At 59.6% G+C, this 12,440-nt stretch carries 6 protein-coding genes, 2 tRNA genes and 3 rRNA genes; 5 read left to right on the top strand and 6 right to left on the bottom strand.

Annotated features, from left to right (window positions below):
- Positions 1 to 18 precede the first annotated feature (18 nt).
- Genes rsfS through ASD87_RS00045 form a run of 3 tightly spaced genes read left to right on the top strand, consistent with a single transcriptional unit; the run spans position 19 to position 1,565 of the window.
- Complete coding sequence (gene rsfS, locus ASD87_RS00055) at positions 19 to 429, top strand: ribosome silencing factor (protein WP_056315579.1); 411 nt, start codon at positions 19 to 21, stop codon at positions 427 to 429.
- A 7-nt stretch (positions 430 to 436) separates the two neighbouring features.
- The gene (rlmH, locus tag ASD87_RS00050; RefSeq protein ID WP_056315576.1) at positions 437 to 907 is read left to right on the top strand and encodes a 23S rRNA (pseudouridine(1915)-N(3))-methyltransferase RlmH; all 471 of its coding nucleotides are present in this window, start codon (positions 437 to 439) and stop codon (positions 905 to 907) included.
- Positions 908 to 938: 31 nt separating this feature from the next.
- Positions 939 to 1,565, top strand: coding sequence for a nucleoside triphosphate pyrophosphatase (locus tag ASD87_RS00045; protein ID WP_056315574.1), 627 nt, complete (start codon positions 939 to 941; stop codon positions 1,563 to 1,565).
- A 133-nt stretch (positions 1,566 to 1,698) separates the two neighbouring features.
- Here the strand turns inward: ASD87_RS00045 and ASD87_RS00040 are convergent, their stop codons facing one another.
- Complete coding sequence (locus ASD87_RS00040) at positions 1,699 to 3,039, bottom strand: dicarboxylate/amino acid:cation symporter (protein ID WP_056315571.1); 1,341 nt, start codon at positions 3,037 to 3,039, stop codon at positions 1,699 to 1,701.
- Between the two features lie 294 nt (positions 3,040 to 3,333).
- Here ASD87_RS00040 and ASD87_RS00035 point away from each other — a divergent pair, with 294 nt between their 5' ends.
- On the top strand, positions 3,334 to 5,268 hold the full coding sequence (locus ASD87_RS00035; RefSeq protein ID WP_235512576.1) for an ATP-binding protein: 1,935 nt from the start codon (positions 3,334 to 3,336) through the stop codon (positions 5,266 to 5,268).
- Positions 5,269 to 5,318: 50 nt separating this feature from the next.
- Entirely contained in the window at positions 5,319 to 6,689 is a 1,371-nt protein-coding gene (locus tag ASD87_RS00030; RefSeq protein WP_056318571.1) for a sigma-54 dependent transcriptional regulator, read from the top strand.
- A 256-nt stretch (positions 6,690 to 6,945) separates the two neighbouring features.
- On the opposite strand, the gene rrf is transcribed toward ASD87_RS00030, so the two are convergent.
- The 5 genes from rrf to ASD87_RS00005 form a co-directional block, all read right to left on the bottom strand.
- Positions 6,946 to 7,058 (bottom strand): 5S ribosomal RNA (gene rrf / locus ASD87_RS00025).
- Positions 7,059 to 7,260: 202 nt separating this feature from the next.
- A 23S ribosomal RNA gene (locus tag ASD87_RS00020) occupies positions 7,261 to 10,145 on the bottom strand.
- Between the two features lie 297 nt (positions 10,146 to 10,442).
- Positions 10,443 to 10,518 (bottom strand) — tRNA-Ala (locus tag ASD87_RS00015).
- 24 nt (positions 10,519 to 10,542) lie between these two features.
- Positions 10,543 to 10,619: transfer RNA gene (locus tag ASD87_RS00010), tRNA-Ile, on the bottom strand.
- 132 nt (positions 10,620 to 10,751) lie between these two features.
- Positions 10,752 to 12,282, bottom strand: a 16S ribosomal RNA gene (locus tag ASD87_RS00005).
- Together the 16S, 23S and 5S rRNA genes with 2 tRNA genes alongside form the textbook arrangement of a ribosomal RNA operon.
- Between the last annotated feature and the right edge of the window lie 158 nt (positions 12,283 to 12,440).

Below are 12,440 nucleotides of genomic sequence, written 5' to 3'. Positions count from 1 at the left end.
CGGGTTATATTTGCAGCTATGGATATACAGAAACTCCAACGCGCCGTCATCGACGCCCTCGAAGACGTCAAGGCGCAAGACATCAAGGTCTTCAACACCACGCATCTGACCAGCCTGTTCGATCGCGTCGTGATTGCAAGCGCCACCTCCAACCGCCAGACGCGCGCCCTCGCGTCCAGCGTCGCCGATCGCGGCCGCGCCATGTCGCTCACCGGCATCACCATCGAAGGCGAAGACACCGGCGAATGGGTCGTCGTCGACCTGGGCGATGTCGTCGTGCACATCATGCAGCCGGCCATCCGCCAGTACTACAACCTCGAAGAAATCTGGGGCGGCAAGCCGGTGCGCGTGAAGCTCCTCCCCGAATCGACCCGTCCCGCTCCTGTCGCCAGCGACAGCGGCAACGGCTACGACGACAACGAAGACTGACCGCACCGTGAAGCTGATCGTCGTCGCGGTGGGCACGCGGATGCCGGACTGGGTGCAGACCGCCTGGGACGACTACGCCAAACGCCTGCCGGCCGACTGCGCGCTGGAGCTTCGCGAAATCAAGCCCGAGCCCCGCACCACCGGCAAAACGCCTGCCCAGATGATGGCGGCCGAAGCCAAGCGCATCGAGGCGGCCCTGCCCGCCAATGCGCTGCGCCTGGCCCTGGACGAACGCGGCCGCGACCTCACCACGATGGCGCTGTCGCAAAAGCTGGAACAATGGCGCGCCGGGGGGCAGGATGTCGCGTTTCTCGTGGGCGGCCCCGACGGGCTGGATCCCGCGCTCAAGGCATCCGCCAGCGGGCAGTTGCGCCTGTCTTCCCTCACGCTGCCGCACCCCATGGTGCGTGTGGTTCTGGCCGAACAGCTCTACCGCGCCTGGGCCATCATGACCAACCACCCCTATCACCGCGCCTGACCGCCGCCCCGCGGCGCCTGGCCTGCTCCGCATGACCGACACCGCCCACTCCTCCAGTTCGTCCCCGCGCCTGTATCTCGCCTCCGCCAGCCCGCGCCGCCGCGAGTTGCTGACGCAAATCGGCCTGGCGCACGAAGTCCTGCGCGTGCCCGCCCCGCCCGGCGAGGACGAGCCGCAACACCCCGGCGAAAGCGCCGCCGACTACGTACAGCGCACCGCCCGTGACAAGGCCTTGCGGGGCCGCGATTGGATGCGCGCGCAAGCGCTGCCCGAACTGCCGCTGCTCGCGGCCGATACGACCGTCATCCTGGCGGGCGAGGTGCTGGGCAAGCCCGCCGACCGCGACGACGCCATCCGCATCCTGCGCGCGCTGTCTGGCGCTGCGCACGAGGTCCATACCGCCGTGGCGGTCTGGAGCGGCGACCGCCTGCTCGAAGCGGTCTCCATCACCCATGTCCAAATGCGCGCCTTGCAAGAGGACGAAATTGGCCGTTACTGCGACAGCGGCGAGCCCTTCGGCAAGGCGGGCGCCTATGGCATTCAGGGCCTGGCCGGCACTTTCGTCTCGCACATCGCCGGCAGCTACACCGGCGTCATGGGTCTGCCTCTCTTCGAAACGGCCAACCTGCTGCGGGAGGCGGGCATCCGGGTGCCCTGATTTCCGCCCGCATCCCCAAGAAAAATCCCCCGTGCCGCGAGGCATCGGGGGATTTCTTTTTGACCCTGCGCACTGCCGCGCGCGGATCAGGCACGGGCGCGCTGGCGGAAATCCGCACAGCGCGCCCAGGCGATCAGCTTTGCCGCGCAGGCTCGCCAATGGCAACCTGGGGCTGCGGCGCGGCGGGCGTGCTGGCGCTGTCCAGCGCGGCATGCAACTGCTCCTGGTCCAGCTCGCCTTCCCAACGCGCGACGACCACGGTGGCGGTGGCATTACCCACCAGGTTGGTCAGGGCGCGGCATTCCGACATGAAACGGTCCACGCCCAGGATCAGCGCCATGCCGGCGACCGGCACCGACGGCACCACCGACAGCGTCGCCGCCAGCGTGATGAAACCCGCACCGGTCACGCCGGCCGCACCCTTGGAACTGAGCATCGCCACCAGCAGCAGCAGGATCTGGTCGCCCAGCGACAGCGGAATGTCGCAGGCCTGCGCAATGAACAGCGCGGCCATCGTCATGTAGATGTTGGTGCCGTCCAGGTTGAATGAATAGCCGGTGGGCACCACCAGGCCGACGACCGACTTCGAACAGCCGGCGCGCTCCATCTTCTGCATCAGCGTGGGCAGCGCGGCTTCCGACGAACTCGTGCCCAGCACCAGCAGCAGTTCTTCGCGAATGTAGCGGACCAGCTTGAGGATCGAGAAGCCGTTGTAGCGGGCAACCAGGCCCAGCACGACCACGACAAACAGCACCGACGTGGCGTAGAACGTGCCCACCAGCATCGCCAGGTTCACGACCGACTTGATGCCGTACTTGCCAATGGTGAACGCCATCGCGCCAAAGGCGCCGATGGGTGCGGCCTTCATCAGGATCGCCACCATCTTGAAGATGGGCTGCGCCAACGCCGTCATGAAGTTCAGGATCGGCTTGCCGCGCTCGCCCACGATGGCCAGCGAAATACCAAACAGCACCGCCACGAACAGCACCTGCAGGATGTCGCCACCCACGAACGGGCTGAAGATGGTCGTGGGAATCACGTTCATCAGAAAGCCGGTGATGGTCGAGTCATGCGCCTTCGCGACATAGCCGGACACGGCTTTCTGGTCGAGCGTCGACGGATCGATGTGCATGCCGGCGCCGGGCTGCACGATATGGCTGACCACCATGCCGACGATCAGCGCCAGCGTCGAGAACACCAGAAAATACAGCATGGCCTTGCCGGCCACGCGCCCGACCTTCTTCAGGTCGCTCATTGCCGCGATGCCCGTGGCCACGGTCAGGAAGATGACCGGCGCGATGATCATCTTCACCAGCTTGATGAACGCATCGCCCAGCGGCTGCATCTGCTGGCCCAGCTCCGGCTTGAACGCGCCAAGCAGGATACCCACCACGATGGCGAAAATCACCTGCACATACAGGATTTGATAGAACTTGAGCTTGCGCGCGGGCGCGCTTTGATCCACTTCGATCATTGGGATTGTCCCCACCAGGGCCCCTTGCTCCGCGCAGCGTGGCGCGTGCGACGTCGGGGCGTTTTCTCTTTTATGGCCATGCGATCCTGCCGCCAGCCGATTTCACCGCGGGTGATGCGTCGCGCGGCTTGGCGGTATATATGCAATACCCATGCCAGGTGGGGAGCGGCGTCATCACCGCACATAAGCCATTGAAAATAAATAATTTTTGAAATCTCAGTCGGAATATTCGGTCACTTAAAGCGGCGAAACTTCGCACAGAAACCCGCTAAAATGTGCGGAAAACCGCACACCATGACCGGCTCCACCTCCTCTCCCCTTTCCCCGCCCGCTCGACCGCGAAGGTTGCCCTGGCCGTGGCGCGTGGCCCTGGCGATATTGGCTGTCGCCGTGGTCACGTTCACGCTGCACGCGGCAACGCAGTGGGCGCGTGACGGCGCACTTCGCGAAGCCGCCATCCAGGCGCGCAGCACGGGTCAGATCAATGCCGCTTTATTGCGCAACAACCTCGACAAATTCCGCGCACTGCCCTTCGTGCTGACCCAGGACGTCGACTTGCGCGCCGCACTGCAAGGTGCCAGCACCAGGCAGATCGAGGCCCTGGACGAGAAACTCGAATCCCTGAGCCGCGGCGTCGGCGCTTCCGCCATTTACGTTCTGGACAAGAAAGGTCTGGCCATCGCCGCCAGCAACTGGCGCGAACCCGCCACTTTCGTCGGAATCGGCTACGAATTCCGCCCTTATTTTCAAGGGTCGGTCGCGCACGGCGCCGCCGAACATTTCGCGCTCGGCACGGTCAGTCACGAAGCCGGCCTGTATCTGTCGCGTCGGGTCGACGACGCGCAGGGCGCGATGTTGGGCGTAGTGGTCTTGAAGGTCGACTTCCGGGATCTCGAAGCCGACTGGCGTCAGGCCAACGCCGTCATCTTCGTCACCGACGAGCACGGCGTGGTGCTGCTCGGCAATATTCCAGATTGGCGCTTCAGAGTCCTGTCGCCGCTGCCGCCTGCGCTGGCGCAAACGCTGCGCACCAGCCTGCAGTTTGGCGACGCCAAGTTTCAGCCGCTGCCTGTGTCGCCGCGCCTGCAAGCCGCCAGCAGCGGGCAGCTCGTCCGCACCGACGACGCCTTGCCCCGCGCCGCCGCCGGCACGCCGTTGCTGCACACCACCCTGCCGGTCACCGAATCGCCCGGCTGGACACTGCACCAGTTGTCCCCCATCCAGGCGGCCATGAACCAGGCCAGCGCCAATGCCCAACTCGGCGCATTGCTAACCCAGGGCGTGCTCGCGGCGCTGATCGGCGTGGTGCTTTACCGCCGTCACCGCAACCAGGAGCGGGCCGAGCAGCAAGCAGCCGTTCAGCAACAGCTCGCGGCATTGGTTGACGAGCGCACCGCGCAATTGCGCGACGTGAACGCCAAGCTAGTCGGCGAAATGGACGAGCGCCAACGCGCCGAAACTCAGCTTCACACCATGAAGGACGAACTGGTGCAGGCCAGCAAACTGGCATTGCTGGGCCAGGTGGCCGCCGGCGTCGCGCACGAAGTCAACCAACCCGTCGCCGCCATACGCGCCTACGCAGACAACGCCACCGAATTTCTGCGGCGCCACGACGAAGGCGCCGTCCGGGAAAATCTCGGCACCATTGCGGCATTGACCGATCGCATCGGCCACATCACCGGAGAGCTACGCGCCTTTTCGCGCAAGGCCGGTGCGACTATCGGCCCGACGGATCTGATGGAGGCGCTCGAAGGCGCAATCCTGCTCGTCGGCCCGCGTGCCCGGCGCCAGGGCGTCACGCTGCAAAGCCCGCCCCGCAGCCACAACTGCCGCGTCCAGGCGAACCGGGTCAGGCTTGAACAGGTGCTGGTCAATCTTTTGCAGAACGGCCTCGAGGCCCTCGAAGGCACGGAAAACGGACGGATAGTCATCGCCCTGCAAGACCTGGGCGAATCCGTTCAGCTACAGGTTCACGACAACGGTCCCGGACTCTCCGACGAGGCCCGCGCCCGCTTGTTCACCCCGTTTCACACGACCAAACCAGATGGCCTGGGCCTGGGCCTTGTCATCAGCCGCGACATCGTCGCCGAGTTCGGCGGCGAACTGCGCGCCGCGCGAGCAGGCGACGCCAGCTTGTCGTCTCCCCAAGCGCCCGGCAGCGGCGCCTTGTTCATCCTGACCCTGCGCAAGGCGCCGGACCAGACCCACCGCACCGAGCACTCCACATGACGCGCGCCCCAGATCTCCAGCTCCCCGCCACGATCATCACCGACGACCCAATGCAGCGGCCGGTGGCCCCTCACGCCGTCTTCATCGACGACGACGACGAACTGCGCCGCGCCGCGCTCCAAACCCTGAAGCTGCACGGCATCTCGGTGGCGGCCCACGGCAGTGCCCGCGCCGCGTTGCCGGCGTTGGACCGCAACTTCGATGGGGTGGTGGTCACCGACATCCGCATGCCGGACATGGACGGACTTGAACTGTTCCAGCGACTGCGCAACATTGATCCCGATATCCCGGTCATCCTGATCACCGGCCATGGCGACATCGCCACAGCCGTTCAGTGCATGCGCGAAGGCGCGTATGACTTCCTGTCCAAGCCCTACCCCGCCGACCGCCTGGTCGCCGCCATCAGCCACGCCGCAGAAAAGCGGCGGCTGGTCCTAGAAAACCGCCGTCTCCGCGAAGCCGCCTTCAACGTCGAGGCCGACGAGGTGCCGTTCATCGGCACCACGCCCGCCATGCAACGCATCAAGCAGACCTTGCGCCATATTGCGGACGCCGACGTCGACGTGCTCGTCGAAGGCGAAACCGGCACCGGCAAGGAAGTCGTCGCCACAGCCCTGCACCGCCTCAGCCGCCGCAGGCACCGGGCGCTCGTCGCCATCAACTGCGGCGCCTTGCCAGAAAGCGTCATCGAAAGCGAACTCTTCGGCCACGAGCCCGGCGCTTTCACCGGCGCACAAAAGAAACGCATCGGCCGCATCGAACACGCCAGCGGCGGCACCTTGTTCCTCGACGAGATCGAAAGCATGCCGCTCGCCGTCCAGGTCAAGCTGCTGCGCGTGCTCGAATCCCGCCAGATCACCCCGCTTGGCAGCAACGAAGTCCGCAATCTCGACCTGCGTGTGGTCGCCGCCACCAAGGAAGACCTGGGCAGCCCCGCCATCCGCGCCAAGTTCCGCGAGGACCTTTTCTACCGCCTGAACGTCGTCACGATCCGCCTGCCCCCGCTGCGCGAGCGCCGCGAAGACATCCCGCTGCTCTTCGCACACTATCTCGGCCACGCCGCGCGCCGCTTTCATCGCGACATCCCTGACATGCCTGCCTCGATCCGTCAGCACCTCATGACGCACGACTGGCCCGGCAACGTTCGTGAACTCGCCCACTTCGCAGAACGCTTCGTGCTGGGCGTCCTCAATGGCCCGGCACCTGATACGGCTCCGGCGTCCGCCGGCTCGCTCAGCCTTCCCGAACGCATGGAAAACTACGAGGCACAGATGATCCGCGATGCCCTCGCCGCACACCGCGGCGACATCAAAGCCACGCTCGACACACTAGGCATTCCCCGCAAAACGTTTTACGACAAACTCCAGCGCCACGGCATCGACCGCCAGGAATACGTGGCCGCGCCTCGCGGCGCCATCTAGCGCAAGCCCCAGACCGCAATCACTTTCAACACCCGCGCGGCGCAGAAATCCCTTTACGACACCAAAAGCAAAACCCCCTCGCGGCGCCAGCCGCGAGGGGGTTTTTAATAAATTCCGATCCTGCATTCCCGTTGCAGCATTCCCGTTGCTGCATCCCTGATACCGCATTTCCGATATTGGAATCTCAATGCAGTAATCCCGACGCCACAAAGACAAAACCCCGCAGGGGATACCTGCGGGGTTTTGAGCAATAAAAGCCTGACGATGACCTACTTTCACAGACGTCCGTCCACTATCATCGGCGCAAAGGCGTTTCACTGTCCTGTTCGGGATGGGAAGGAGTGGGACCACCTTGCTATGGTCGTCAGGCGTAACTGGTTGAGCAGYTGCGGGTTAGGCAACRGCTCCAATCTTGGAAGAAGCGCAACGCGTGRCGATCAGAGCYTGGGGCTCGATGATCGGCGCACGGTGGGGTGTAATTGTGTTGGCTGGCTGCTGACGGTGCAGCSRGTATTTTGTATTGAACGACACTTGGAACGCTATACCACCAGGTCATAACCATCAGTGTTATAGGATCAAGCCTCACGGGCAATTAGTATCGGTTAGCTTAACGCATTACTGCGCTTCCACACCCGACCTATCAACGTCCTGGTCTCGAACGACCCTTCAGGGGGATCAAGTCCCCGGGATACCTAATCTTCAGACGAGTTTCCCGCTTAGATGCCTTCAGCGGTTATCTCTTCCGTACTTAGCTACCCGGCAATGCCATTGGCATGACAACCGGTACACCAGAGGTACGTCCACTCCGGTCCTCTCGTACTAGGAGCAGGCTCCGTCAAGTATCCAACGCCCACGGCAGATAGGGACCAAACTGTCTCACGACGTTTTAAACCCAGCTCACGTACCTCTTTAAATGGCGAACAGCCATACCCTTGGGACCGGCTACAGCCCCAGGATGAGATGAGCCGACATCGAGGTGCCAAACACCGCCGTCGATATGAACTCTTGGGCGGTATCAGCCTGTTATCCCCAGAGTACCTTTTATCCGTTGAGCGATGGCCCTTCCATTCAGAACCACCGGATCACTATGTCCTGCTTTCGCACCTGTTCGACTTGTCAGTCTCACAGTCAAGCACGCTTATGCCATTGCACTATCAGCACGATTTCCGACCGTACCTAGCGTACCTTCGAACTCCTCCGTTACACTTTGGGAGGAGACCGCCCCAGTCAAACTGCCCACCATGCACTGTCCCCGATCCGGATAACGGACCAAGGTTAGAACCGCAAACAAACCAGGGTGGTATTTCAAGGATGGCTCCACGTGATCTAGCGACCACGCTTCAAAGCCTCCCACCTATCCTACACAGGCCGGTTCACAGTCCAATGCAAAGCTACAGTAAAGGTTCATGGGGTCTTTCCGTCTAGCCGCGGGTAGATTGCATCATCACAAACACTTCAACTTCGCTGAGTCTCAGGAGGAGACAGTGTGGCCATCGTTACGCCATTCGTGCAGGTCGGAACTTACCCGACAAGGAATTTCGCTACCTTAGGACCGTTATAGTTACGGCCGCCGTTTACCGGGGCTTCGATCAAGAGCTTGCACCCCATCACTTAACCTTCCGGCACCGGGCAGGCGTCACACCCTATACGTCGACTTTCGTCTTTGCAGAGTGCTGTGTTTTTAATAAACAGTCGCAGCCACCGATTCTCTGCGACCCCATCATGCTAAGCGCGCAGGCGCTTCACACTACCGGGGTATACCTTCTCCCGAAGTTACGGTATCAATTTGCCGAGTTCCTTCTCCTGAGTTCTCTCAAGCGCCTTGGAATATTCATCCCGTCCACCTGTGTCGGTTTGCGGTACGGTCTCGTACAGCTGAAGCTTAGAGGCTTTTCTTGGAACCACTTCCGATCACTTCGCAAGCAATGCTCGCTCGTGCCACACCCTTGATTTACGCGCCCGGATTTGCCTAAGCGCCATCTTCGATGCAGCAACAGGGACATCCAACACCCTGATGATTTTCCGCGATCCGTCCCCCCATCGCACTGTACGACGGTGCTGGAATATTAACCAGCTTCCCATCAGCTACGCATCTCTGCCTCGCCTTAGGGGCCGACTCACCCTGCGCCGATGAACGTTGCGCAGGAAACCTTGGACTTACGGCGAGGGGGCTTTTCACCCCCTTTATCGCTACTCATGTCAGCATTCGCACTTCTGATACCTCCAGCAGCCTTTACAAGCCACCTTCGCAGGCTTACAGAACGCTCTCCTACCGCGTGCACTAAAAGTGCACACCCGCAGCTTCGGTTTATCGCTTAGCCCCGTTACATCTTCCGCGCAGGACGACTCGATCAGTGAGCTATTACGCTTTCTTTAAAGGATGGCTGCTTCTAAGCCAACCTCCTGACTGTCTATGCCTTCCCACTTCGTTTCCCACTTAGCGATAATTCGGGACCTTAGCTGGCGGTCTGGGTTGTTTCCCTCTTGAGTCCGGACGTTAGCACCCGGTGCTCTGTCTCCCAAGCTGTACTTGCGGGTATTCGGAGTTTGCCATAGTTTGGTAAGTCGCCATGACCCCCTAGCTATAACAGTGCTCTACCCCCCGCAGTAATACTTGAGGCACTACCTAAATAGTTTTCGGAGAGAACCAGCTATTTCCAGATTTGTTTAGCCTTTCACCCCTATCCACAGCTCATCCCCTAATTTTTCAACATTAGTGGGTTCGGTCCTCCAGCACGTGTTACCGTGCCTTCAACCTGGCCATGGATAGATCATCTGGTTTCGGGTCTACACCCAGCGACTAAATCGCCCTATTCGGACTCGCTTTCGCTACGGCTTCCCTATTCGGTTAACCTTGCCACTGAATGTAAGTCGCTGACCCATTATACAAAAGGTACGCAGTCACCCCACAAGGAGGCTCCTACTGTTTGTATGCATACGGTTTCAGGATCTATTTCACTCCCCTTCCGGGGTTCTTTTCGCCTTTCCCTCACGGTACTGGTTCACTATCGGTCGATCACGAGTATTTAGCCTTGGAGGATGGTCCCCCCATCTTCAAACAGGATTTCACGTGTCCCGCCCTACTTGTCTTACGCTTAGTTCCACACACAGAATTTCGTCTACAGGGCTATCACCTGCTACGGCCGGACTTTCCATTCCGTTCGACTATCCTGCGYGCTAAAACGTAAAGGCTCATCCGATTTCGCTCGCCACTACTTTCGGAATCTCGGTTGATTTCTTTTCCTCGAGCTACTGAGATGTTTCAGTTCACCCGGTTCGCTTCCACTAGCCTATGTATTCAGCTAGGGATACTGCATTGCTGCAGTGGGTTTCCCCATTCGGATATCTGCGGATCAAAGCTTGTTTGCCAGCTCCCCGCAGCTTTTCGCAGGCTACTACGTCCTTCATCGCCTGTGATCGCCAAGGCATCCACCATATGCACTTAGTCGCTTGATCCTATAACGCTGTAGGCTATAGGACCTGAGTATTAGCGTTTGTGCCGTTCATAAGTTTCAAAGCAGTCTGAGGCTTATCACCCCAGTCTTGAGAACTTGGAACAAAAAATAATGCAATCACAACCCGTGCCCATCTTCATCAGCAACGCTGATTACTTGATGAACACATTTTCGTTGTGCTTCTTCCAGATTGTTAAAGAACAAATRTAGCTGTTGGGTAAAACCCAACTCATAACGTCGTGACTGACGACACTATGAGTTGGCCTCTACATCGCCACCGGCGATCAATGAGAATCAATGGTGGAGGTGAACGGGATCGAACCGATGACATCCTGCTTGCAAAGCAGGCGCTCTCCCAGCTGAGCTACACCCCCATATTTCGCTTGCCGCGAAATACCTGGTGGGTCTGGTTGGATTCGAACCAACGACCCCCGCCTTATCAAGACGGTGCTCTAACCGACTGAGCTACAGACCCAAAACCTTCTCGGATCAGTAGTCAGGAAGCTGAAGACCTAGGGAAGATTCCCTCGACCCAAGCCTACAACTGATCCCAGCTATATCAAACAACCGATAAGAGTGGACGCTTAACACGAGCACRTAAGCTCTGAAAGGAGGTGATCCAGCCGCACCTTCCGATACGGCTACCTTGTTACGACTTCACCCCAGTCATGAATCCTACCGTGGTAATCGCCCTCCTTRCGGTTAGGCTAACTACTTCTGGTAAAACCCACTCCCATGGTGTGACGGGCGGTGTGTACAAGACCCGGGAACGTATTCACCGCGACATGCTGATCCGCGATTACTAGCGATTCCGACTTCACGCAGTCGAGTTGCAGACTGCGATCCGGACTACGATCGGGTTTCTGGGATTGGCTCCCCCTCGCGGGTTGGCGACCCTCTGTCCCGACCATTGTATGACGTGTGAAGCCCTACCCATAAGGGCCATGAGGACTTGACGTCATCCCCACCTTCCTCCGGTTTGTCACCGGCAGTCTCATTAGAGTGCCCTTTCGTAGCAACTAATGACAAGGGTTGCGCTCGTTGCGGGACTTAACCCAACATCTCACGACACGAGCTGACGACAGCCATGCAGCACCTGTGTTCCGGTTCTCTTGCGAGCACTRCCAAATCTCTTCGGCATTCCAGACATGTCAAGGGTAGGTAAGGTTTTTCGCGTTGCATCGAATTAATCCACATCATCCACCGCTTGTGCGGGTCCCCGTCAATTCCTTTGAGTTTTAATCTTGCGACCGTACTCCCCAGGCGGTCAACTTCACGCGTTAGCTGCGCTACCAAGGCCCGAAGGCCCCAACAGCTAGTTGACATCGTTTAGGGCGTGGACTACCAGGGTATCTAATCCTGTTTGCTCCCCACGCTTTCGTGCATGAGCGTCAGTGTTATCCCAGGAGGCTGCCTTCGCCATCGGTGTTCCTCCGCATATCTACGCATTTCACTGCTACACGCGGAATTCCACCTCCCTCTGACACACTCTAGCTCGGTAGTTAAAAATGCAGTTCCAAAGTTAAGCTCTGGGATTTCACATCTTTCTTTCCGAACCGCCTGCGCACGCTTTACGCCCAGTAATTCCGATTAACGCTTGCACCCTACGTATTACCGCGGCTGCTGGCACGTAGTTAGCCGGTGCTTATTCTGCAGGTACCGTCAGTTTCCCGGGGTATTAACCCGGAACGTTTCTTTCCTGCCAAAAGTGCTTTACAACCCGAAGGCCTTCATCGCACACGCGGGATGGCTGGATCAGGGTTTCCCCCATTGTCCAAAATTCCCCACTGCTGCCTCCCGTAGGAGTCTGGGCCGTGTCTCAGTCCCAGTGTGGCTGGTCGTCCTCTCAAACCAGCTACGGATCGTCGCCTTGGTGAGCCGTTACCCCACCAACTAGCTAATCCGATATCGGCCGCTCTAATAGTGCAAGGTCTTRCGATCCCCTGCTTTCCCCCGTAGGGCGTATGCGGTATTAGCTACGCTTTCGCGTAGTTATCCCCCGCTACTAGGCACGTTCCGATACATTACTCACCCGTTCGCCACTCGCCACCAGACCGAAGTCCGTGCTGCCGTTCGACTTGCATGTGTAAGGCATCCCGCTAGCGTTCAATCTGAGCCAGGATCAAACTCTTCAGTTTAATCTCTGTATTTGTTTCGTATTCTTGGTCTGRATAAATCCAAACCAGGTCATACGTCGCTACTCAAAGGAAGTGAGGTATGTTCTTAAACTTGACGTCTAAGGTACTTCACTTCTAGTGAGCACTTGATTTCTTGTGCTTGCGATAAGGCCGAAACC

Origin of the sequence: Achromobacter sp. Root170 (genome assembly GCF_001428165.1) — a bacterium.
GTDB classification, from domain to species: Bacteria; Pseudomonadota; Gammaproteobacteria; order Burkholderiales; family Burkholderiaceae_B; genus Achromobacter; species Achromobacter mucicolens.
This window is presented reverse-complemented; position numbering and strand designations above follow the sequence as displayed.

Excerpts from the sequence above, each read along its gene's own strand:
- rsfS (WP_056315579.1), top strand. The coding sequence starts at position 19 with ATGGATATACAGAAACTCCAACGCGCCGTCATCGACGCCCTCGAAGAC.
- ASD87_RS00045 (WP_056315574.1), top strand. The coding sequence starts at position 939 with ATGACCGACACCGCCCACTCCTCCAGTTCGTCCCCGCGCCTGTATCTC.
- ASD87_RS00040 (WP_056315571.1), bottom strand. The coding sequence starts at position 3,039 with ATGATCGAAGTGGATCAAAGCGCGCCCGCGCGCAAGCTCAAGTTCTAT.
- ASD87_RS00030 (WP_056318571.1), top strand. The coding sequence starts at position 5,319 with ATGCAGCGGCCGGTGGCCCCTCACGCCGTCTTCATCGACGACGACGAC.
- ASD87_RS00035 (WP_235512576.1), top strand. The coding sequence starts at position 3,334 with ATGACCGGCTCCACCTCCTCTCCCCTTTCCCCGCCCGCTCGACCGCGA.